The sequence below is a fragment of the Luteimicrobium sp. DT211 genome (assembly GCF_049844995.1).
GTDB lineage: Bacteria > Actinomycetota > Actinomycetes > Actinomycetales > Cellulomonadaceae > Luteimicrobium.
Genome location: NZ_JBNCMC010000014.1, coordinates 13794 through 36590, shown reverse-complemented (window position 1 = coordinate 36590; position 22797 = coordinate 13794). Strand labels below are relative to the sequence as shown.

At 74.3% G+C, this 22797-nt stretch carries 17 protein-coding genes; 7 read left to right on the top strand and 10 right to left on the bottom strand.

Going from position 1 to position 22797, the window contains the following annotated elements; translation table 11 throughout:
* Positions 1-17: 17 nt before the first annotated feature.
* From rpmA to ACLQ14_RS18720, 3 genes are all read right to left on the bottom strand, one after another.
* Complete coding sequence (gene rpmA / locus ACLQ14_RS18730) at positions 18-275, bottom strand: 50S ribosomal protein L27 (protein WP_036949482.1); 258 nt, start codon at positions 273-275, stop codon at positions 18-20.
* A 73-nt stretch (positions 276-348) separates the two neighbouring features.
* Positions 349-657: a 50S ribosomal protein L21 gene (rplU, locus tag ACLQ14_RS18725; protein WP_227994653.1), complete on the bottom strand. Its 309-nt coding sequence runs from the start codon at positions 655-657 to the stop codon at positions 349-351.
* Between the two features lie 185 nt (positions 658-842).
* The gene (locus ACLQ14_RS18720) at positions 843-1049 is read right to left on the bottom strand and encodes a dodecin family protein (protein ID WP_425815838.1); all 207 of its coding nucleotides are present in this window, start codon (positions 1047-1049) and stop codon (positions 843-845) included.
* 82 nt (positions 1050-1131) lie between these two features.
* On the opposite strand from ACLQ14_RS18720, the gene ACLQ14_RS18715 reads away from it, so the two are divergent.
* Entirely contained in the window at positions 1132-1746 is a 615-nt protein-coding gene (locus ACLQ14_RS18715; RefSeq protein WP_425815836.1) for a protein-L-isoaspartate O-methyltransferase family protein, read from the top strand.
* A gap of 24 nt (positions 1747-1770) precedes the next feature.
* Here the strand turns inward: ACLQ14_RS18715 and ACLQ14_RS18710 are convergent, their stop codons facing one another.
* Genes ACLQ14_RS18710 through ACLQ14_RS18695 form a run of 4 tightly spaced genes read right to left on the bottom strand, consistent with a single transcriptional unit; the run spans position 1771 to position 8358 of the window.
* Positions 1771-2340 carry a thymidine kinase gene (locus tag ACLQ14_RS18710; protein WP_425815834.1) on the bottom strand — a complete coding sequence of 190 codons (570 nt, stop codon included), beginning with the start codon at positions 2338-2340 and terminating at the stop codon, positions 1771-1773.
* Positions 2341-2385: 45 nt separating this feature from the next.
* Positions 2386-4458, bottom strand: coding sequence for a S9 family peptidase (locus tag ACLQ14_RS18705; protein ID WP_425815832.1), 2073 nt, complete (start codon positions 4456-4458; stop codon positions 2386-2388).
* Positions 4455-5024 (bottom strand): GNAT family N-acetyltransferase, encoded by a 570-nt coding sequence (locus tag ACLQ14_RS18700; RefSeq protein ID WP_425815830.1) that lies wholly within the window; start codon positions 5022-5024, stop codon positions 4455-4457. Before ACLQ14_RS18700 ends, ACLQ14_RS18705 begins: the two co-directional genes overlap by 4 nt.
* 4 nt (positions 5025-5028) lie before the next feature.
* Positions 5029-8358, bottom strand: coding sequence for an Rne/Rng family ribonuclease (locus ACLQ14_RS18695; protein WP_425815828.1), 3330 nt, complete (start codon positions 8356-8358; stop codon positions 5029-5031).
* Between the two features lie 504 nt (positions 8359-8862).
* Between ACLQ14_RS18695 and ACLQ14_RS18690 the strand changes: the two genes are divergently transcribed.
* The 5 genes from ACLQ14_RS18690 to ACLQ14_RS18670 all read left to right on the top strand — a co-directional run bounded on the left by ACLQ14_RS18690 (position 8863) and on the right by ACLQ14_RS18670 (position 18254).
* Entirely contained in the window at positions 8863-10356 is a 1494-nt protein-coding gene (locus ACLQ14_RS18690; protein WP_425815826.1) for a cytochrome ubiquinol oxidase subunit I, read from the top strand.
* Between the two features lie 20 nt (positions 10357-10376).
* Positions 10377-11420: a cytochrome d ubiquinol oxidase subunit II gene (cydB, locus tag ACLQ14_RS18685; protein WP_425815824.1), complete on the top strand. Its 1044-nt coding sequence runs from the start codon at positions 10377-10379 to the stop codon at positions 11418-11420.
* Positions 11417-13129 carry a thiol reductant ABC exporter subunit CydD gene (cydD, locus tag ACLQ14_RS18680; protein ID WP_425815822.1) on the top strand — a complete coding sequence of 571 codons (1713 nt, stop codon included), beginning with the start codon at positions 11417-11419 and terminating at the stop codon, positions 13127-13129. Before cydB ends, cydD begins: the two co-directional genes overlap by 4 nt.
* The gene (gene cydC / locus ACLQ14_RS18675; RefSeq protein ID WP_425815820.1) at positions 13126-14772 is read left to right on the top strand and encodes a thiol reductant ABC exporter subunit CydC; all 1647 of its coding nucleotides are present in this window, start codon (positions 13126-13128) and stop codon (positions 14770-14772) included. The genes cydD and cydC overlap by 4 nt, the downstream gene beginning before the upstream one ends.
* Before the next feature lie 92 nt (positions 14773-14864).
* Complete coding sequence (locus ACLQ14_RS18670) at positions 14865-18254, top strand: GH92 family glycosyl hydrolase (protein ID WP_425815818.1); 3390 nt, start codon at positions 14865-14867, stop codon at positions 18252-18254.
* Between the two features lie 87 nt (positions 18255-18341).
* Here ACLQ14_RS18670 and ACLQ14_RS18665 read toward each other — a convergent pair whose 3' ends face one another.
* Genes ACLQ14_RS18665 through ACLQ14_RS18655 form a run of 3 tightly spaced genes read right to left on the bottom strand, consistent with a single transcriptional unit; the run spans position 18342 to position 21736 of the window.
* Positions 18342-19742 carry a dipeptidase gene (locus ACLQ14_RS18665; RefSeq protein WP_425815816.1) on the bottom strand — a complete coding sequence of 467 codons (1401 nt, stop codon included), beginning with the start codon at positions 19740-19742 and terminating at the stop codon, positions 18342-18344.
* Positions 19743-19748: 6 nt separating this feature from the next.
* A complete protein-coding gene (locus tag ACLQ14_RS18660; protein WP_425815814.1) occupies positions 19749-20234 on the bottom strand; it encodes a hypothetical protein in 486 nt (161 codons plus the stop codon).
* Entirely contained in the window at positions 20231-21736 is a 1506-nt protein-coding gene (locus ACLQ14_RS18655; protein WP_425815812.1) for an APC family permease, read from the bottom strand. Before ACLQ14_RS18655 ends, ACLQ14_RS18660 begins: the two co-directional genes overlap by 4 nt.
* Positions 21737-21855: 119 nt before the next feature.
* On the opposite strand from ACLQ14_RS18655, the gene ACLQ14_RS18650 reads away from it, so the two are divergent.
* Positions 21856-22797, top strand: a complete 942-nt coding sequence (locus tag ACLQ14_RS18650; RefSeq protein WP_425815810.1) for a phosphoglycerate dehydrogenase — start codon at positions 21856-21858, stop codon at positions 22795-22797.

The window sequence follows — 22797 nt, the reverse complement described above, 5'->3', positions numbered from 1 at the left end:
CCGGCTGGTCGGCCCGGTCAGGCCTCGGCCGGGACGATGTCGATGACCTTGCGGTCGCGGCGCGTCCCGAACTGGACGGCGCCCGCGGTCAGCGCGAACAGCGTGTCGTCGCCGCCACGGCCGACGTTGTTGCCGGGGTGGAAGTGCGTGCCGCGCTGGCGGACGATGATCTCGCCCGCCTTGACCTGCTCGCCGCCGAAGCGCTTCACGCCGAGGCGCTGGGCGTTGGAGTCACGACCGTTGCGCGAGGAGCTCGCGCCCTTCTTGTGTGCCATGTCTGATGACCTGCTCTCGTACCGAGGGAGAAGTGGGAAGTGTGAGACCCCGTCGCGGTGCGACGGGAGCGACTCACTTGATGCCGGTGACCTTGAGGCGGGTCAGCTGCTGACGGTGACCCTGGCGGCGACGGTAGCCGGTCTTGTTCTTGTACCGGAGGATCGCGATCTTCGGACCCTTCTCGTCCCGCACGACCTCGGCGGTGACCTTGACCTTCGCGAGCTTCGCCGCGTCGGTCGTGACCTTCTCCCCGTCGACGAGCAGGAGCGCGGGAAGCTCGACCGAGTCGCCGACCCCTGCGGAAAGGCGGTCCACGACGACGACGTCGCCGACCGCGACCTTCTCCTGGCGGCCGCCAGCCTTTACGATCGCGTACACCACGTTGCTGCTCATCTCTACTCGTCTGGGCGTGCTCGTCATGGTCGATCGTCTTGGGAACTGCGTCACGCCGCGGCGTGCGAGTGCGGCCGGACCATGGGCACACGGGACCAGCGCGCATGACACGCGCCGACGTTCAAGGGTACGGGCCGCGCCCGTCCGGGGTCAAACCGCGCCGGAGGGGCCCCTCACTCGAGCACGAAGGTGACCTCGAGCACGACCTGCCACGCGACGATACGCCCGCCCTCGACCTTGACGGTCTGGTCCTTGACCCACGCGCCGGAGACGTTCCGCAGCGTCTGCGCGGCCCGCTCGACGCCGAGCCGCACCGCGTCCTCGAAGCTCGTGTCCGACCTCGCCGAGATGTGCGTGATCCGGGCGACCGATGCGCTCATGTCTCCTCCTCGATGCCTGTCCGACCAGCGTCCGCCCGCACGCCCGCGCTCGCACCCGGGCCCCCCGCGCTACCGTCGAGAGGTGAGGTCACGGCCGGCCCGGCCCGTCGGAGCGGGCCCGCTCGACGACGCGGTGACGGAGGCGCTCCGGGCGGTCCCGCGACGCGACTTCCTGCCCGGCGACGTCCGCCGACGCGCGAGCGACGACGTCGCACTCCCTCTCGGGCACGGTCAGACCGGCTCGCAGCCCACCACGGTCGCGGCGATGCTGCGGCTGCTCGACGTGAGGCCCGGGCAGGGCGTCCTCGACGTGGGCTCGGGCTCCGGCTGGACCACCGCCCTGCTCGCCCACCTCGTCGGGCCCGACGGCGAGGTGCTCGGCCTCGAGCTCGAGCCCGCCCTGGTCGCCTTCGGGAGCGCGAACGTCGCCGCCCGCGCCACGCCCTGGGCGCGGGTCGAGGCCGCCGACCCGGAGCACCTGGGCCGCGCGCGCCCGGGCGGCTGGGACCGGATCCTCGTCTCGGCCTCCCCCGACGCGCTCCCCCGGGCGCTCGTGCGCCAGCTCGCGCCCGGCGGCCGCCTGGTCGTGCCGGTGCGGACGACCATGGTGCTGCTGGAGGTCGACCGCCACGGGCGCGCGCACGCGAGCGAGCACGGCTCGTACTCGTTCGTCCCGCTGCGCGGCCCGCTCGCCTGATCGCGCGAGGCCGGGCTCCCGGCCTCAGCGCCAGGGCGGGGCGTCGAGGTGCGCGCGGCACCGGGCCTGGTACTTGTCGGACCCGCCGACGTGCTCCGCGGTGGCCTCCGCCGCGTCGTCGTCGGTGGACTGCGCCACGCGCACGTGGAACGGGGCGTCCTCGCCGCACACCGCGCACACGGCGAGCAGGCGGTCGGTCCGCTCGGCGAGCGTCGCGAGCGCGGCCATCGGCTCGAAGGGCCGCTGGTCGTACGTCACGTCGAGGCCGGCGACCACCACGACGACGCCGTCGTCGGCGAGCCGCTGGACCACGTCCACGAGCTCGGGACCGAAGAACTGCGCCTCGTCGACCGCGAGCAGCTCGGCGGCCGGGTCCCGGCCGGCCGCGACCTCCTCGGCCTGCGACGCGACCCGCGACGGCACCGCGAGGCCGAAGTGCGTGCTCACGCGCCCGGCCCCGCGGCGCACGTCGAGCGCGTGGCTCACGACCTCCACGGTGCGGCCTGCGACCTGCGCGCGGCGCACCCGGCGCAGGAGCTCCTCCGTCTTGCCGGCGAACATCGGCCCGACGACGACCTCGACCCGTCCCGTCATGCCCTCATCCTGCCGCGGGCCCACGACGCCGGCCGCGCCGGACCGTCAGACCGGCAGGTAGCGGCCGAACCAGTCGAGGATCGCGTCGAACCGCTGCACCCGGTGCCGGGGACGGCCCGCGCGGCTCAGCTCGTGGTTCTCGCCCGGGAACACGAGGAGCTCGGAGTCCACCCCGCCCCGCCGCAGCGCGGCGTAGTAGCGCTCGGCCTGGGACAGCGGGCAGCGCAGGTCCTGCTCGGAGTGGACGACGAGCGTCGGCGTGCGGACCTGCCCGACGACCGCCTGGGGGCTCTGCGCCGCCCGGTGCGCCGGGTCGGCGCCCGTGTACTCCTCGGAGAAGAACGACCCGATGTCGCTCGTCCCGATGAACGCCTCCGGGTCGAGGAAGCCCCGCTCGACGACCGCGGCCGCGAACCGGTGGTCGTGCGCGACGGTCCACGCGGTGAGGTACCCGCCGTACGAGCCGCCGAGGATCCCGACCCGGTCCGCGTCGAGCTCCGGGTGCGCCGCGAGCACGCCGTCGAGGAAGCCGAGGACGTCCTCGAGGTCGACGGTGCCCATCCGTTCCTTGATCGCGAGGCCGTGCTCGCGCCCGTAGCCGGCCGACCCGCGCGGGTTGCAGTAGACGACGGCGTACCCGGCCGACGTGTAGACCTGCGTCTCGTCGAAGAGCCCGACCGTGTACTGCGCGAACGGCCCGCCGTGGATCATGAGCAGCACGGGGTGCGGGCCGGATCCCTCCGCACGCCCGTCCGGCACCGCGACCCACCCGTGCACCGGCGTGCCGTCGGCGCTCGGGTGCTCCTCCTCGACGGGCACGACGACGCCGCTCGCCCGCGCCGCTCCGCCCAGGTCGGTCAAGGCTCGGGGCGCGCCGACAGGACGGTGGTCGTCGTCGAGGGCCACGGCCACCACGTCGCCCGCACTGGCGGGCGTGACGACCCCGACCGCGAGCGTCCCGCCGCCGACCGCCAGCCCCGTGGCCTCGAGGTCGCCGTCGAGCACGGTCGTGACCTCGCCGTCGGCATCGACGCGCAGGACCGGCCCCCGCCCGCGACTCCGGTCGACGACGAGCACGGCACCCGGAACGGCCACGAGGCCCGCGTCGGAGCCCGCGAGCGCAAGGTCGTGCTGGGCCGGGTCCGTCACGCGCCGCGGCTCTCCCCAGCCGTTCGGTCCGGGCTCGACGACGTAGGCCGCGGTGGTGCGTGCCACGAAGTCCCGGCCGCTCCCGCCCATCTCTGCGGAGGTGAACCAGACGAGCCCGTCGGGGCCGACCGTGACCGCCCCGACGTCGAGGTTCTCGTCGCCCGTCACGCGGACCGGCTCCCCGGCCGGCTCGTCGTCGGCGTCGCCCGCCGGTACCGGGAACGACCAGACGTCGGTGCGCAGGTCCGTGTCGCGCCCGTCGTGCAGCGCCGCGATCACGAGCAGCCGCTCGCCGTCGGCCGTGAAGACCGGGCTGCCGTGGTCGGTGTCGACGTGGGTCGCGCGGCGGGCCACGGGCACCGCGGACTCGCCGGCCGCGTCCTCGCCGCCCTCGGCCGGGACGTCCGGCGCCGGCTCGTACGACGGCTCCCCCGCGACGTCGGGCACGTCGACGACGAACACGTGGGACCGCTTGTCGATCGTGTAGCCCCGGCCGTTGCCCGAGTAGCGGACGGTCGTGATGCGCCGCGCCGGCTCGGCGTCCGGGCCGAGCCCGTCGACGGTGCCGTACCGGCCCGGCTCGGGGACGGCCGCGACGAACGCGATCCGGGCCGAGTCGGGCGACCAGGCGAGGTCGCTGACGCCGAGCGGCTGGTCCGTCACCGCGAGCGGCTCGCCGCCGCGCGCGTCGACGACGTGGACCTGCGGCTTGCCGCCGGGCACGGCCCGCAGGAAGGCCAGGAGGCGCCCGTCCGGCGAGAAGCGGGGGGCGAGGTCGCGGCGTCCGCGCGTGAGCCGGCGCGCCCCGCCCGGGCCCGCCTCGTCGCCCAGCGGCAGCTCCCAGAGCTGACCCACGGTCGCGTCGGCCGCGAGCGACGCGTACGACACGGCGACGACGGCGCGGCTCCCGTCCGGGTCCACGGTGAGCGCGCCCACCTGGGTGAAGGTCTCGATGTCGGTCGGCCTCACGCCGGCTCCTTCCTCGTTGCTTCCCACTCCTCACGCAGGACGCCGAGCACCACCGCGTCGTAGCGCGTCCCGTCGACGACGCGGGCACGGCGGAACCGGCCCTCCTCGACGAAGCCCAGGGCGCGCGCGACCGCGATCATGGCCGCGTTGCCCGACCAGGTCGCCAGGTCGAGGCGCACCCAGTCGGTCGCGCCGAACAGGTACGAGGTCCAGAGCGCGAGCGCCTCGCGCCCGAGACCCCGGCCGCGCTCGGCCGGGTCGAACACGGTGACGCCCATCCGGGCCCACTGGGTCTCCTCGGACTCCCAGTACCACGACACGGCACCGACGAGCCGGCCGTCGACGTCGATCACGAGACGGCCCGGCGGCAGCCCGGGGCCGGGACTGCGCCCGGCGCCCTCGGCGATGGCCGCGGCCTCGTCGTCGGACGGCACCGGGTAGTAGGGCCCATCCGACCGGTGCCACTCGTGCTCCGGCCGCAACCACTCACGCAGCACGGCGCGATCGGCAGCGGCCCAGCCGCGCAGGACGACGCGCGGCCCGCGGGCGAGGACCTCCGGAGGCACGCGGTCAGTCGTCCTGCGCGTCCGTCGGTGCTGCGGCGTCGAGTGCGTCCTCGGTGCTCCCGGCATCCTCGACCGCGACACCCTCGCCCTCGTCCAACCCCTCGTCGCCCCGGCCCTCGTGGACCTGGGCGAGGACGGCATCCTGGTCGGCGGCGTCGTGCGCCTCGTGCTCGTGCGGGTGGTCGTGGGCGTGCGCGGCGGCCGCCGCGATGGTCGCGAGCGTCGCCTTCACGGCGTCGCGCGACTCGGGCAGCACGGGCACGGCCGGGCCGCCGGCCGGGCCCGCGGGCGCCGCCTCGACGGACTTGCCCCGACGCCGGCGCGACCCGCGGCGCGAGTCGTCCGTGCCCGCGGTCTCGGCGCCGCCGTGCACGTGCGTCTCGCCCCCCTGGCCGTTCTGGCCCGACCGCTCGATCGGCTCGGAGTGGACGATGAAGCCGCGTCCGTGGCAGTGCTCGCACGTCTCCGAGAACGCCTCGACGAGGCCCTGGCCCACGCGCTTGCGCGTCATCTGGACGAGCCCGAGCGAGGTCACCTCGGCGACCTGGTGCTTGGTCCGGTCGCGGCCCAGGCACTCGACGAGCCGCCGCAGCACGAGGTCGCGGTTGGACTCCAGGACCATGTCGATGAAGTCGATGACGATGATCCCGCCGATGTCGCGCAGGCGGAGCTGCCGGACGATCTCCTCGGCGGCCTCGAGGTTGTTCCGGGTCACGGTCTCCTCGAGCGTGCCGCCCGAGCCCGTGAACTTCCCGGTGTTGACGTCGACGACCGTCATGGCCTCGGTGCGGTCGATGACGAGCGAGCCGCCCGACGGCAGCCAGACCTTGCGGTCCATGCCCTTGGCGAGCTGCTCGTCGATGCGGTGCACCGCAAAGACATCCGTGTTCTCCACCCACTTGGACGCGCGCTCGGCGAGGTCCGGGGCGAGCTCGCCCAGGTACGACGAGATCTCGCTCCACGGGCCCTCGCCCTCGACGACGAGCGAGCCGAAGTCGTCGTTGAAGATGTCGCGCACCACGCGGATCGCGAGGTCCGGCTCGCCCTGCAGGAGCGCGGGCGCGGACGACGACTTCGCGGACTTCTTCTCGATCGCCTCCCACTGTGCCTGCAGGCGGGCGACGTCGGCGCGCAGCTCCTCCTCGCTCGCCCCCTCGGCGGCGGTGCGCACGATGACGCCCGCGCCGTCGGGCACGACCTCGCGGAGGATCTTCTTGAGGCGGGCGCGCTCGGTGTCGGGGAGCTTGCGGCTGATGCCGGTCATGCCGCCGCCGGGGACGAGCACGAGGAACCGGCCGGCAAGCGTGACCTGCGACGTCAGCCGCGCGCCCTTGTGCCCGATCGGGTCCTTCGTGACCTGGACGAGCACCGAGTCGCCGGACTTGAGCGCCTCCTCGATGCGCCGCGGCTGGCCCTCGAGGCCCGCGGCATCCCAGTTGACCTCGCCGGCGTACAGCACGGCGTTGCGACCCTTGCCGATGTCGACGAACGCGGCCTCCATGCTGGGCAGCACGTTCTGGACCCTGCCGAGGTACACGTTGCCGACCATCGACGCCTGCGCCTGCTGGGACACGTAGTGCTCGACGAGCACCCCGTCCTCCAGCACCGCGATCTGCGTCCGCCCGTCACGCTCGCGCACGACCATCGAGCGCTGCACCGACTCGCGACGTGCGAGGAACTCGGCCTCGGTGATGATCTGGCGGCGCCGGCCGGCGTCGCGGCCCTCGCGGCGGCGCTGGCGCTTCGCCTCGAGGCGCGTCGAACCCTTGAGCGCGGTCACCTCGTCGCTCGCCCGGCCGGGCCGGGTGCCCTCGGCCGCGGCGCCGCGGCTGCGACGGCGCCGACGACGACGGCTCGTGCCCGCGTCGGCGTCCTCGCCCTCGGCGTCGGAGTCCGTGTCGGCAGGCTCGGCGGAAGCGGTCTCCGACTCGGTCTCGTCGCCGGACCGGTCGGACTCGTCCTCGTCCGAGTCGCCGTTCTCGCCGCCGCGGTTGCGGCGGCCCCGGCCGCCTCGGCGGCGGCGGCGACGCGGCGCGGCGTCGCGGTCCTCCGCCTCGTCGCCCGGCTCATCCTCGGCGGTGCCGGTGGCCTCCGCCGCGGCGTCCTCGTCCTCGTCCTCGTCCTCGACAACGAAGTCGAGGTCGCCGAACCCGACGAGCTCGGCCTCGAGGCCCTCGGCCACGAGCTCGGCCTCGATGATCTCGATCTCGTCGATCGCCTCGCGCTCCTCGCGAGAGAGCCGGTCCACCGAGAAGTCGGGGGCCTTCGCGGCCGTCGGCTGCTCGGCCGACGGCTGGGCCGTCGAGTCCTTGGCCAGGGACTCCTGGGCCGGGGACTCCTGAGCCGACGGCTCCTGGGTGGCGGCGGCGCGTGCGGCGGAGCGCCGCGACGTCGCACGCTCGCGCACGGGCCGCTCGGGCGCCTGCTCCGCGGCAACCTCGGCGACGGGGTGTGGCGGACCCGCGGGCGCCTGGGCGCGCCGGCTGCGCCGCGGCGCCGCCGTCGGGTCGGGGGCCTGGAAGAGGAGGGCGGTGGTGGCCAGGCGGGGCTGACCGCCGGGCGTGGTCGGGACGGTCGCGGGCGCGGCGGCGGTCGGCGACGCTGCGTCGTTCGCGGGCGCCACCGCCGCCGCGGGCGGTGCGTCGTCGACCGGCTCGGCAGCCGACTTGCGGGAGCGGCTGCTGCGCTTCTTGGGCGCGGCCGGCTCGGGCGCGGCCTCGTCGACCGGCTCGGCGGCAGCAGACCCGGCGGCAGCGGGCTCGACGGCCGAGGGCTCGAGCGCCTCCTGCTCGGCGGCGGGCTCGGCGGCGACCGGCTTGCGCGCGCGGCTGCGCCGGGCGGGGGCCTTCGGGGCCTCCGCAACGGCCTCGGGCTCGGCCGGGGCGACGGTCTCGGCCGGCTCGGCCTCCGGCGCGGCGGTGGGCCGCGTGGCCTTGCGCCGCGTGCGCGAGGGCCGCTCGGCGTCGGGCAGGGCGATGTCGGCGAGGCCGACGTCGGCGCGCGACTCCTCCTCCGCCGGGGCGGACGTGGCGCGACGGCGGCCACGCGGCGCGGCGGTGGGGCGGGAGACGCCCAGCTCGGCGAGGACGTCGAGCGCGGGGGCCGGCTCGCCGGCCGGCTCCTGACGTGCCTCCGCGACCGCGGCGGCGCGCTCGGCCGCGGGCTGCGGGAGCGTGATCTCGAGGGGACCGCCGTGGGCTCCCGAGCCCTCGGGGACCACGACGACGTCGGTGGGCGCACCGACGTTCCGGGTCGCGCGCCGGCGCGGCCGCTTGCGCGACGCCTCGGCGGACGTGGTGTCTTCGTGGGGTGCAGTGGTGTCGTCGCGAGTCACGCGTCGCTCCTACCCCGGAGGGCCGTGCCCGTAGCTGCTGGCCCTGCGGGCGGTCGGTCGTCGCTCGCCGGGGGTCACCCCCGAGGGGGTGGGCCTCCGACCGCGACGGAAGTCGTCGGTGGCGGTCCGTAGCCCCGCGGGCGACGGGGGGCGCCTGCCGTCACGCTGCGTCTGGTGCAGCGGCGGCGGCCGCTCCGCGAGCCGCGAGTCGCGGGGTGCTGCGGGCCGTGCGTCGGGGGCGTACGGGCACCCCCGAAGTCATGAGAAGTATCGCACACCAGGTCACGACTCGATCACGACGACGCGCCGCCGGTCGACCGCGGGCGCCACCCTCTCCCGACCGAAACGTTGCCCGACGCACACACAGTAGTGACCTACGCCGGTCGGCGCGTGGCATGTCTCACGACCTGCCCGGTTCGAGTGTCCGGCCCGGGCGTCCGGGCCTACCGTGCTGGTAACGCGTGCCTCCGGGGCCACGCGCCGACCGGCCAGGAGCCCGACACCATGCCCGACGTGCTCGATCTCGCGCGGTGGCAGTTCGCCATCACGACCGTGTACCACTTCGTCTTCGTCCCGCTGACGATCGGGCTCGGCCCGATCGTCGCGATCATGCAGACCGCCTGGGTCATCACCAAGAAGGACCGCTGGCTGAGGCTGACCAAGTTCTTCGGCAAGCTCTTCCTCATCAACTTCGCGATCGGCGTCGTGACGGGGATCGTGCAGGAGTTCCAGTTCGGGATGACCTGGAGCCAGTACTCCCGGTTCGTCGGCGACGTCTTCGGTGCCCCGCTCGCCATGGAGGCGCTCGCCGCGTTCTTCGTGGAGTCCACGTTCCTCGGCCTGTGGATCTTCGGCTGGGACAAGCTCAACAAGAAGCTGCACCTCGCGGTGATCTGGCTCGTGGCGATCTCGACGAACCTGTCCGCGTTCTTCATCCTGGCCGCGAACTCGTGGATGCAGCACCCGGTCGGCGTCAAGTACAACGCCGACACGGGCCGCGCGGAGATGACCAGCATCGGCGACGTGCTCGGCAACTCGACGCTGTGGGCCGCGTTCCCGCACACCGTGACCGCGGCCTTCCTCACCGCCGCGACGTTCGTGTGCGGGATCGCCGCGTGGTGGATGGTGCGGCTGGTCCGCCGCGGCGGGGAGGGCGACCTCGAGACCGCCCGGACCGTGTACCGGCCCGCCGTCCGGCTCGGCTGCCTCGTCATGGTCATCGCCGGCGTCGGTGTCTTCCTCACCGGGGACCAGCAGGGCAAGCTCATGTTCGAGCAGCAGCCCATGAAGATGGCGTCGGCCGAGGCCCTGTGCAACACCGAGAAGAGCGCCGACTTCTCGATCCTCACGATCGGCAACCTGCAGGGCAACTGCGAGGAGACCACCCGCGTCCTCTGGATCCCCGGGTTCACCTCCTTCCTCGCGACCGGGAGCTTCGACTCCACCGTCACGGGCATCAACCAGGTCCAGGAGGAGTACACCCAGCGCTACGGCGACACCGACGCGAACGGCGACCCGGTCGACTACCGCCCCAACCTCGCGCTCACGTACTGGAGCTTCCGGCTGATGATCGGGTGGGCGTTCTTCTCGATCGCGCTGTGCGCCGTCGCGTGGTGGCTCACCCGCAAGGGCCGGGTCAGCGACTCGCGCTGGCTCTCGCGCGTGTCGCTGTGGGCGCTGCCCGCGCCGTTCCTCGCGTGCTCGTTCGGCTGGATCTTCACGGAGACCGGCCGGCAGCCGTGGGTGGTCGCGCCCAACCCGAGCGGGCTCGACGACGTCCGCCTCCTCACGGAGCGCGGCGTGTCCACCAACGTGCCGGCGGGCATGGTGCTCACGTCGCTGATCGCGTTCACCGTCGTCTACGGGGTGCTGGCCGTCGTCTGGTACCGGCTCATGCACCGGTACACGATCGAGGGCGCCCCCGACGAGGTGCACGACGACTCCCCGGAGGCGCGCACCCCCGACGACGCCGACCGTCCCCTGTCCTTCGCGTACTGAGCACGAGAGGAGAGCCAGCCATGGAGCTCACCACGCTGTGGTTCATCATCATCGCGGTCCTGTGGACCGGGTACCTCGTGCTCGAGGGCTTCGACTTCGGGGTCGGGATGCTGCTGCCGATCATCGGCCGGGGCGCCGACGCCAGGGAGCGGGACCGCAACCGGCGTCTCGTCATCAACACCATCGGACCGGTGTGGGACGGGAACGAGGTGTGGCTCATCACGGCGGGCGGCGCCACGTTCGCGGCGTTCCCGGAGTGGTACGCGTCCCTGTTCTCGGGCTTCTACCTGCCGCTCCTGCTCATCCTGCTCGCCCTCATCGTCCGGGGCGTCGCCTTCGAGTACCGCGGCAAGGTCTCCGACCCCGGCTGGGCGCGCTGGTGGGACCGCGCGATCATCGTCGGGTCGTGGCTGCCGTCGATCCTGTGGGGCGTGGCCTTCGCCAACCTGGTGCGCGGCGTCGACCTCGACGCGCAGCACGACTACGTCGGCGGGTTCTGGGCGCTGCTCAACCCGTTCGCCCTGCTCGGCGGGCTCACGACGCTCACGCTGTTCCTCACCCACGGCGCGGTGTTCCTCGGGCTCAAGTCGACCGGCGACGTGCGCGAACGTGCGATGCGGCTCGCCAAGCCGTTCTCGGTCGGGGCGCTCGTGGTGGGCGGCGCCTGGGCCGTGTGGGCGCAGGTCGCGTACGGGACCGGGTGGACCTGGGCGGCCGTCGCCGTCGCGGCGCTGGCACTCCTCGGGGTCGTGGCCGCGGCGTGGCGGGTGCGCGAGGGCTGGGCGTTCGTGCTGTCGGCCGTCGCGATCGTGGCGGCCGTCGTCCTGATCTTCGGCTCGATGTACCCCGACGTCATGCCGGCCACCGACCCCGCCCACTCGCTCACCGTCACGAACGCGAGCTCGACCCACTACACGCTCGTCATCATGAGCTGGGTCGCGGTGGTCCTGACCCCGGTGGTCCTGCTCTACCAGGGCTGGACGTACTGGGTGTTCCGCAAGCGCCTCACGGCCGCGGCGATCCCCGACCCGATCGGACTCAGCCTGCGCCGGACGAAGGTGTGAGACCGCTCGACCCGCGGCTCCTGCGCCACGCCCGGTCGGCACGGGGCTACCTGGCGCTGACGACGGCGCTCGGCGTCGTCGCGGGCGCACTCGTCGTGGCGCAGGCCGTCCTGATCGGCGAGACGCTCGGCCGGGCCGTGCACGACGGCGCCCGCCTCGACGCGCTGGCCCCGCGGCTCGCGTGGCTCGTCGCGGTCGTGGCGGCCCGCGCGGCGGTGTCGTGGTGCCAGGAGCGCTTCGCGGTCCGCGCGGCGGCGAGCACGGTAGCGGAGCTGCGGGAGGCGCTCGTCGGGCACGCGACCGCGCTGGGCCCACGCTGGCGCGGCTCGGCCCGCGGCGTCCGGCTGACGACGCTCGCCACGACCGGCCTCGACGCGCTCGAGCCGTACTTCGTCCGCTACGTCCCGCAGCTGCTGCTGACGGCGGTCGTGACCCCGCTGCTCGTCGTCGTGGTGCTGGGCCTCGACTGGGTGTCGGGGCTGGTGGTGATCGTGACCCTGCCGCTCGTGCCCCTCTTCATGGTGCTCGTCGGGAGGCTCACGCAGGGCGTGTCGGAGCGGCGGCTCGCGTCGCTCCAGCGGCTCGGCGCGCAGCTGCTCGACCTCGTGGCCGGGCTGCCCACGCTGCGCGCGTTCGGTCGCGCCGAGGGCCCCCGCGAGCGGGTCCGCGCGCTCGGCGACGCCAACCGCCGCGCCACGACGGGCACGCTGCGGGTCGCGTTCCTGTCGGGCATGGTGCTCGAGCTGCTCACGACGCTGTCCGTCGCGATCGTCGCCGTCAGCATCGGGCTGCGCCTCGTCGACGGCCGCATGGACCTCGTGACCGGCCTCACCGTGCTCGTCCTCGCCCCCGAGGTGTACCTGCCGCTGCGGCAGGTCGGCGCGCAGTTCCACGCGTCCGCCGACGGGATCGCCGCGGCCGGCGCCGCGTTCGAGGTCCTCGAGGAGCCGCTCCCCGCCCGTGGCGCGGCCACGGTCGACCTCGCGCGCGACCGCCTCGTGCTCGACGAGGTCGGCGTCGAGGCGCCCGGCCGCGGCGTCCTCGCCCCCGCGGGCCTCTCGCTGTCCGTCGGGCCGGGCGAGGCGGTGGCGCTCGTCGGGGCGAACGGCGCGGGCAAGTCCACGGCGGTGCAGGTGCTGCTCGGCCTGGTGCCGCCCGCGCGCGGCCGCGCGGTCGTCGTCCGCGCCGGCTCCCCCGCGGAACCCCTCGACGTCTCGGCCCTGGATCCCGCGGCGTTCTGGGCGCAGGTCGCCTGGGTGCCGCAGCGCCCACGCCTCGCGCCCGGGTCGCTGCGCGACGCCGTGCTCGGCGCTGCATCCGGTCCCGCCGACGACGCTCGCCTGGCCCGGGCCGCGCGCCTCGCCGCGCTGGACGAGGTCCTGGCCGCGCTCCCCGCCGGCTGGGACACGAGCATCGGGCGCGACGGGCTGGGCCTGTCGGTCGGGCAGCGCCAGCGGGTCGCGCTCGCCGCCGCCCTGGTGTCCCGCCGGCCGCTCGTCGTGCTCGACGAGCCCACCGCCCATCTCGACGACGCGAGCGAGGCGGCGGTCGTCCGGACCGTGCGCGCGCTGCGGGACGAGGGCCGAGCGGTCCTCGTCGTGGCGCACCGGCCGGCGCTCGTGGAGGCGTGCGACCGCGCGGTCGAGGTCCGGTCGGCACCGGTCTCACGACGAGCGGACGCCGACGCGGGCGCAGGGGTGGCGGCATGACCGCCCGACGGCGCGAGGACCCGCTCCGCCGGGCGGTCCGGCTGCTCGACGTCCCCTGGCGTCGCGTCGCGGGCGCGGTCACGCTCGGGGCCCTTGCCCTCGGCTGCGCCGTGGGGCTGGCCGCGGTCGCCGCGTGGCTGATCGCGCGCGCCTCGCAGCAGCCCCCCGTGCTCGTGCTGTCCGTCGCGGCCGTGACGGTCCGGGCGTTCGGCGTCGGGCGCGGGACGCTCCGGTACGCCGAGCGGCTCGTCTCGCACGACGTCGCCCTCCGCGGCGTCGTCTCGCTGCGGACCACGCTCTACGCCCGGCTCGCGGCGGGGCGGTCCGAGGCCGTCGCGGCGCTGCGCGAGGGCGACCTGCTCGCCCGGACCGGCGCGGACGCGGACGCCGTCGGCGACGTCGTGGTGCGCGCGTTCGTGCCCGCGGGCGTCGCGGCGGCCGTCTCGCTGCTCGCCGTCGCGATCGTCGGCGTGCTCCTGCCCGAGGCCGGCGCGGCCCTGCTCGTCCTCCTGCTCGTCGTCGGGGTCGGCGCGCCGTGGCTCGCCGACCGCGCGGCCCGCGAGACCGAACGCCGCTCCGTGCGGGCGCGCGCCGACATGACGGCGGCCACGCTCGACGTCCTCGGCGACGCCGGCCCGCTCGCGGTCTCGGGCGCGCTCGACGCCCGCCTCGACGACCTGCGCCGCGCGGACCGCGAGCTGGTGGCGGCGACCGACGTCGGGGCGCGCACGTCGGCGACGTCGGAGGCGATCCAGACCGCGGCGACGGGCGTCGCGGTCGTCGCGGCGCTCCTGCTCGGCGTGCCCGCGGTCGCGTCGGGCCGGCTGTCGCCCGAGGACCTGGCCGTCGTCGTGCTGACGCCGCTCGCGGCCTTCGAGGGGGTCGGGGCGCTCCCCGCGGCCGCCGTGCAGCTGCGGCGCTCGCGCGCCGCCGCCGCGCGGATCATGGCGCTCCTCGACGACGCCGCGCCGGACCCCTCCGCGCCCGCGCCCGTCGCGGTCACCCCGTCCGACGACGGCACGGCCCTCGCGGCCCACGACCTGGCGTGCGGCTGGCCGTCGCGCCCCGCGCCGGCCGTCGCCGGGCTCGACGTCACGGTTCCCGCGGGCGGGTCCCTCGCCGTCGTCGGCCCGAGCGGCGCCGGCAAGACGACGCTCCTGCTGACGCTCGCGGGCCTGCTGGCCCCGGTGGGCGGCCGGCTCGAGCGCCACGCCGAGGCCTCGTGGACGGCGGAGGACGCGCACCTGTTCGACACGACCGTCCTGGAGAACCTCCGCGTGGCGCGGGGCGGCGTGACGGAGGACGAGGCGCGCGACGCCCTGGCCGCCGTCGGGCTCGGGCCGTGGGCGGCGTCGCTGCCGGACGGCCTCGACACGGTCGTGGGCCCGGGCGGCGATGCGGTGTCCGGGGGCGAGCGGCGCCGCCTCCTGGTGGCGCGCGCCCTGGTGTCCCGCGCCCCCGTCCTGGTCATCGACGAGCCCGCGGAGCACCTCGACCCCGAGGGGGCGGACGCCGTCGTCCGCATGGTGCTCGGGCTGACGGCCCACGGCCGGACCGTCGTCATGGCGACCCACCACCGCGGCGCGCTCGACGCCGCGGACGCGGTGCTGTCCCTCGACGACGCGCACGCACCGGCCGCGTAGACAGTTCCGTCGCGTGTCGCTTGACGAACCCGCCGAAACTGACAACGATGTCAGCGTTCGATCTTCACCCGCACGACGAAGGAGTCCACGCGATGAGACGCATCCCCCTGCCCGGCCGACGACGCGTGCCACGCGGCGCGCTCGCGGCGGGCACGCTCGCCCTCGCCGCCACGACGGCGGCCTCCCTCACGCTCGCGGTCCCGGCGCAGGCACACGGCGGCGACCCGTCGTTCGTCACCGACCCGGCGTCGACGGTGAGCACGCTCGCCGGCACGGGGACGGGCGGCGACACGGTCGGCTCGATCAACAACTTCCCCGGCCCGTCGGTCCCGTTCGGGATGGTCCAGTTCTCCCCCGACAACCCCGGCACCGGCCAGGGCTACTACTACGCCAACAGCACGCTGCGCGGGTTCGGCCTCGACCACGCCTCCCAGGGCTGCGGCGCGCTCGGCGACTTCCCGGTCCTGCCGACGACCACCAGCATGGCCGCGAGCGCCACGCCGTGGACCAAGACCGAGTCCTACACGCACGACGGCGAGGAGGGCTCGCCCGGCTACTACAAGCTGCTGTCGAAGGACGCCGCGGGCTCGAGCATCACGTCCGAGCTGACCGCGTCGACGCGGACCGGCGTCGCGACCTTCACCTTCCCGTCGGGCACGACGCCGTCGATCACGTTCCGCTCGGGCGTCTCCAACAGCTCGACGCGCGCCGGCTCCCTCAACGTCAACCCGAAGACCGGGATCATCACGGGCTGGACGAAGTCCGGGAACTTCTGCGGCAAGAACAACGGCTACACGGCGTTCTTCGCGGCGAAGGTCGACCAGGACTTCACGTCGTACGGCGCGTGGGACGAGTCGAAGGGCACCGTCACGGCCGGTGACGGCTCGCACGACGCCGAGGTCGCGAACACCAAGGCCGGCGGCTACGTCTCGTTCCCCGCGGGCACGACGACGGTCCGCCTGAAGATCGCGCTCTCGTACGTCAGCACCGACAACGCGATCCTCAACATGAACACCGAGGTCCCGACGCCCGGCGCCGCGGCCCCGGGCACCGACGCGTACGCGTCGTGGGGCGCCGCGTTCGACGGCGTCCGCAAGGCCGCGCACGACACCTGGAACGACGCGTTCGAGAAGGTCCAGGTGAGCGACACCGCCACCGCGGACGAGACCGGCACGTTCTACCACTCGGTGTACCGGTCGCTGCTGCACCCGAACACGTTCGACGACGTGAACGGCCAGTACATCGGGTTCGAGAAGAACCCCGTCGTCCACGACGTGTCCGAGAAGCCCGCGGCCGACGGCCGTCGGCGGCACCAGTACGCGTACTTCTCCGACTGGGACACGTACCGGACCCTGGCCCCGCTGCAGGCGATGCTGTTCCCCGACGAGGCGTCCGACATGGCGCAGTCGCTGGTGAACGACGCCGAGCAGAGCGGTTCGTACCCCCGCTGGGCGTTCGCGAACGCGGGCACCAACCAGATGAGCGGCGACAACCCGGCGGCCCTGATCGCGCAGACCTACGCGTTCGGCGCGCGGGACTTCGACGTACGCACGGCCCTCGACTACATGGTCAAGGGCGCCGTCGGGCCCGACGCCGGGAAGAACACGGGCGGGACGAACGACCAGTCGGTCGAGCGGTTCGGCGCCCAGGTCTACAACGAGCGGCACTACGCCCCGCAGACCAAGGAGTTCCAGACGGACCACGCGGTCACGGGCGGCTCGATCACCGAGGAGTACTCGATCGACGACTTCGCGATCGGGCAGCTCGCCGGCGCGCTCGGGCGCAGGGACGTCGCGACGACCTTCCAGGCACGCTCGAACTACTGGCAGAACCTGTTCAACCCGACGACGCGCTACGTCTCGCTGCGTGACGCCTCGGGCGCGTTCCCGACGGGCGACGGCCTCACCATCCCGTCGGACTTCGGGTACCGGGGCCACATCACCGGCTTCGGCTCGGTCGGGTACGACGAGGGCAACGCCGAGCAGTACGTGTGGCTCGTCCCGCAGAACGTGAACGGTCTCGTCACCGCCCTCGGCGGCAACCAGACGTTCGCCGACCGGCTGGACGCCTTCATGACCCACGGGATGAACGTCGGCGCCAACCAGCCGTACATGTGGGCGGGCAACGAGCCCGACTTCAACGTGCCGTGGTACTACAACTACGTCGGCCAGCCGTGGCGCACGTCGGAGGTCGTGGACGAGATCCGCACGACGCTCTTCGGCACCCAGCCCGACAAGGCCGAGCCCGGCAACGACGACCTCGGCGCCCAGTCGAGCTGGTACGTGTGGGCGGCCCTCGGCCTCTTCCCCGCGACGCCCGGCACCGACGTCCTCACGGTCAACGCCCCAGCGTTCGACGCCGCCCGCATCCACCTGGCGTCGGGCCGCACCATCGACGTCACCGCAGCCGGCGCGAACGAGGGCAAGCGGTACGTGTCCGGGCTCGCGGTGGACGGTCACAAGACCAGCGCCACCTGGACGGACCTCGCCTCGCTGACCCGGGGACGCGGCGCCTCGTCGGTGGGCTTCACGCTCTCGTCGAAGCCCAGCCGGACCTGGGGCACGAGCAGCAAGGACGCCCCGCCGTCGTACGGGAAGGGCTCCGCCGCTGTCGCGGTGCACGCGACGCCCGACAACCCGGCCGTGACGCCGGGCTCCTCGACGAGCCTCACGGTCGACGTGCAGCGGCTCGAGAAGACGTCGCCGCAGGTCCGACTGAGCGCCACGAGCACGACGCGGGGCGTCACGGTGACCTCGGGCGCCGCGCACCTCGACGCCACCGGCGCCGGGCGCGCGACGCTCACGCTCAAGGTCGCGTCAGGCGTCGCCGACGGGTACTACCCCGTGCGGCTCGCCGCGAAGGTCGGGTCCGACACGGTGCGGAGCGACCTCACGGTGCGCGTCGCGCGAGAGGGCGGGCTCCAGGCCGCCGCGAACGTCATCGGGACGTCGTCCGAGCACGCCGTCAACGGGGACATCGACGGGGGGCAGAACAGCTACTCGCGCGACTCCCTCGCCTCCGTCGGGCTGAAGCCCGGCTCGACGACGAAGCTCGCCAACGGGACGACGCTCACCCGGCCGTCGGCGCCGGAGGGCTTCGCCGACACGATCGCACCCGCGGGCCAGAAGATCACGCTCGCGCGCCCGGCCTCGTCGATCTCGTTCGTGGGGGCCGGCGTCAACGGCGGCGGCAAGGGCACGGCGACCGTCACCCTCAGTGACGGGACCACCGCCTCGGCCGACCTGTCCTTCGGGGACTGGGTGCTCCCGTCCAGCACGGGCGACAAGGCGACGGGCACGCTCGCGCCCGTCTACGGCAACACGGTCGTCGCCTGGACGCCGGTGCGGAACGCCGGCTCGTCCGACCCCGGCGCGTACGTGTTCGCGACGACGCCGTACACGGCGCCGTCGGGCACGAAGGTCGTCTCGGTGACTCTGCCGACGACCGGCAACGCCCGGGTGTTCTCGATCGCCCAGGGCTGAGCTCGGCGACACGCAGTTCCGACGAGAGAGTGCGGCCGGTTCCCCCACACGGGGAGCCGGCCGCCTTGCGTGTCGCCGGGCCGGCGCTCAGGCCCCGGTCGCGCCCAGCCGCGCGAGGAACAGCGCCTCGCCGACGGCGATCCGCTCGATCTCGCGGGGGTCCACGCTCTCGTTCGGCGCGTGGATGAGGCAGGCGGGCTCCTCGACGCCCAGCAGGACGATCTCCGCGTCGGGGTAGGCGTCCTGGAGGACGTTGCACAGCGGGATCGAGCCGCCCTGCCCGGCGGTCGTCGTCGCGTCGGCGTCGAACGCGTCCGCGAGCGCCCGGCTGAGGGTCTCGAACACGGTCCCGGTGGTGCTGGCCTGGAACGGCTGACCGGGGGTGTCGTGCTCGAGCGTCACGTGGACGCCCCACGGCGCGACGGCGCGCAGGTGGTCCTCGAGCGCGGCGACCGCGGCGGCCGTGTCGGTGCCCGGCGGGACGCGGAGGTTGAGGCGCGCCGCGGCGCGCGGCTGGATCGCGGCCGACGACCCGACGACCTTGGGCGCGTCGATCCCGAGGATCGTCACGGCCGGCCGAGCCCAGAGCTGGTCGGCGACGCTCCCGCTGCCGAGCAGCCCCACGCCGTCGAGCACGCCTGCGTCGCGGCGGAACGCGTCCGGCTGGTACTGCACGCCGTCCCAGGTCCGCGTGGCGTCGAGCCCGCGGATCGTCGTGTTCCCCTCCGCGTCGCGCAGCGTCGCGAGCATCGCGACCAGGGCCGCCAGGGCGTCCGGCGCCGCACCGCCGAACATGCCCGAGTGGACCTCGCTCGCCATCGACTCGACCGTCACGACGACGTTCGACGCGCCGCGCAGCGCGACCGTGAGCGTCGGGACGCCGAGCGCGGCGTTGCCCGTGTCGCCGATGAGGATCGCGTCCGCCGCCAGCTCGCCCGGGTGCTCGCGGACCCAGTCGTCGAGGCCGCCGGTCCCCTGCTCCTCCGAGCCCTCGACGACGATCCGCACGCCGACCGGGAACGACCCGCCGCCGAGGGAGCGCAGCGCACGCAGCGCCGTCAGGTGGGCCACGATGTTGCCCTTGCAGTCCGCGGCACCGCGGCCGTAGAGGCGACCGTCGCGCTCCGTGAGCTCGAACGGCGGGCTGGTCCAGGCGTCGTCGTCGAGCGGGGGCTGCACGTCGTAGTGCGCGTAGAGCAGGACGGTGGGCGCGGCCCGGCCGTCCACGACCGGCGCGGGCACGTGGCCGACCACGACGTCGGACCCGTCGGGCGTGCGCTCGAGCCGCGCGTCCTCGACGCCCTCGGCCCGGAACGCGTCCGCGACCCACTGCGCGGCCCGCACGCACTCGCTGCGCGGCTGGACGCGCTCGTCGGCGACGGACGGGATCGCCACGAGCGCCGCGAGGTCGTCGAGCGCGCGCGGCATGAGGCCGGAGACGGCCTCGCGGAGGGCGCCGAGCGCGGGGGCGGGAACGGGGGCGGGCATGGTCGATCACTCCTGGTCGGTGGTGGTGGTCGTGGAGTCGCCGAGGTTGAGCGAGCCGACGTAGTCGTCGAAGCTGTCCAGCTCGTCGGGACAGTACACCTGGACGACCAGGCGTTCCGCGTCGACGAGCCGCTCCACCACGGGGCCGGGGCGCAGGCCCGGGCCGGCGGCGCCGCTCACCCCGTTGAGGTCCCGCAGCGACTGCAGGTGACCGCCGGGGTCGGCGCACACCGCGCCGCCGTCGGAGCCGAGCACCTGCTCGATCGTGTGCTGCTCGGGCACGATCATCCCCGCGTTCCTGAGCTCGGTCTGCAGCGTCTGGGCGAGCTGGTCCGCCTGGCGCGCGTCCTGGTTGTCGCGGTGGTTGTCGAAGACCACGAGCATGACGAGCAGCACGCCCGCGAGCAGCAGGCCGACGGTCGTGTAGAACACCCAGCCGCGGCGGGGCTCGACCGGCTCGTGCGCGGGCCCGGGCTCGTGGTGCGCGCTCATGACTCCGCCCCCGCGTCGGCGAGGGTGTCGTCGGGCGCCTCCGGCGCGTCGGGGCGGCGCCACGAGGGCTTGCGCAGCGTGTAGAACAGCCACGGCACGACCAGCCCGACGATCACGAGCCCCCCGCCCACGATCAGGACGTACAGCCAGACGCTGCCGGACGAGAACTGGGCCGGGGGGACGAACCCGATGAACAGCGCGGCGACCGACGCCACGAACCCGACCCCGCACAGGAGCGTGAGCCACGGCGCCCGGAAGCCCCGCGGATGGTCGGGCTTGATCCGTCTCAGCCGGACGGCGGCGACGAACAGCAGGAGGTACATGATCAGGTACACCTGCGTCGTGATCACCGACAGGATCCAGTAGGCGCTGGACACGTCGGGGATGAACGCGTAGAGCAGCGCGATGAGCGTGGTGAACACGCCCTGTGAGACGAGGATGTTCTGCTGCACCCCGTGCTTGTTGAGCCGCTGCAGGTAGGGCGGCAGGTAGCCCTGCTCGCGCCCCACCTCGAGCAGGCCCTTGGACGGTCCGGCCAGCCACGTGAGCATGCCGCCGATCGACGCCGCGATGAGCATCAGCCCGATGACGGGGGTCAGCCAGCTGACGTGGAAGTTCGCGAAGAACGCGTCGAACGCCTGCATCACGCCGGCGGTCAGGCTGAGCTGGTCCGCGGGGATCACCCACGAGATCGCGAGCGCCGGCAGGATGAAGATCAGCAGCACGAGGCCGATCGCGAGGAACATCGCGCGCGGGAACTCGCGCCCCGGCCTCCGCAGGCTCGTGACGTGCACGGCGTTCATCTCCATGCCGGCGTACGACAGGAAGTTGTTGACGATGAGCACGAGCGACGCGATGCCGGTCCACTGCGGGAGCAGGTGGCTCGCGTTCATGGGCGCCGCGGACGTGTGCCCCTGCCCCAGGAACACGATGCCGAGGACGACGAGGATCGCCGCCGGGACGAGGGTCCCGATGATCAGCCCGAAGCTCGACAGGCCGGCGACCGTCTTGGTGCCCTGCGACGAGATGTAGACGCCCGCCCAGTAGACGACGATGATCACGATCGCGACGTACAGGCCGTTGTTCGCGAGCTCGGGGTTGATCACGTAGGCGAACGTGCTCGCGACGTACCCGAGCAGGCTCGGGTAGTAGAAGATCGTCATCGCGAACTGGCACCACACGGCGAGGAACCCGAGCGGCTTCGTCAGCCCCTCGGCCACCCACCGGTAGACGCCCCCGGACCACCCGGACGCGAGCTCGGCCGAGACGAGCGACGTCGGCAGCAGGAAGAGGATCGCCGGAACGACGTACAGGAACACCGCGGCGAGCCCGTAGACAGCCATCGTCGGCGCGGCCCGCAGGCTCGCGACCGACGACGTGATCATGAACGCGAGCGTGACCCACGTGATGTAGGTGCGGGCCGAGCGCGGCACGACCGCGGCCCGGCCTCTCGCGGCGGGAGCGGCGGCGGGCTCCGTTCCCCCGGCGACGGCGTCGGACATCAGAACCTCCTGCGAGAGCCCCCGGTTCCGGACCGGCGCCGCGCGCCCGTCCCAGCCCGACGCTAGCGCCGTCGTCGCAGGTCGGCGCGCCGAGCCGGCACCCGGCTAGGGTCGGACGGGTGAAGATCCTCGTGCCCGACACCATCCCCCTCGACCTCCGCACGACCGCCGACGACGTCGTCGTGCCGTACGCCGTGCGCGCCGCCTTCCCGGCCGGATCCGAGGACGCGGACGTGCTCGTGGCGTGGGGCAACGGGCGCCGCAACCTCGCGGATGCGGCGTCGCGCCTCACCCGCCTTCGGCTGGTGCAAGGCCTCATGGCGGGCCCGGACACGCTCGTCGCGACGGGCTTCCGGCCGGAGGTGGCGCTCGCCTCGGGCCGCGGGCTCCACGACGGACCCGTCACCGAGCACACGCTCGCCCTCGTCCTCGCGGCGGCACGCCGCCTCGACCTGGCCCGCGACGCCCAGCGCGCGCACCGCTGGGCCGACGAGCTGGGCGGCGTCCAGTCGGACCGGACCGACACGGTGTTCCGGTCCCTCGACGGCGCCCACGTGGTGATCTGGGGCTTCGGCTCCATCGCGCAGCGCCTCGCGCCGCTGCTCTCGGCGCTCGGGGCGCGCGTGACGGGCGTCGCGTCGTCGGCGGGCGAGCGGGCGGGCTTCCCCGTCGTGACCGACGCCGAGCTCCCGGACCTGCTCCCGACGGCGGACGTCCTCGTCTCGCTGCTTCCGTCGCTCCCGACGACGCAGGGCGCGCTCGGCGCCGACCTGCTGCGCGGGCTGCCCGCGCACGCGTGGTTCGTGAACGTCGGGCGCGGCGCGACCGTCGACGAGCCGGCGCTGCAGGCCGCGCTGCGCGAGGGGACCATCGCCGGCGCGGCGCTCGACGTGGTCGTGACCGAGCCGCTGCCCGAGGACTCGCCGTGGTGGGGCGTGCCGAACCTGATCCTCACGCCGCACGCCGCGGGCGGCCGGCCGCAGCACGCCGAGGAGCTGATCGAGGCGAACCTCGAGGCGCTCCGCACGGGAACGCCCCTGCGCAACCTCGTGGCGCGCTGA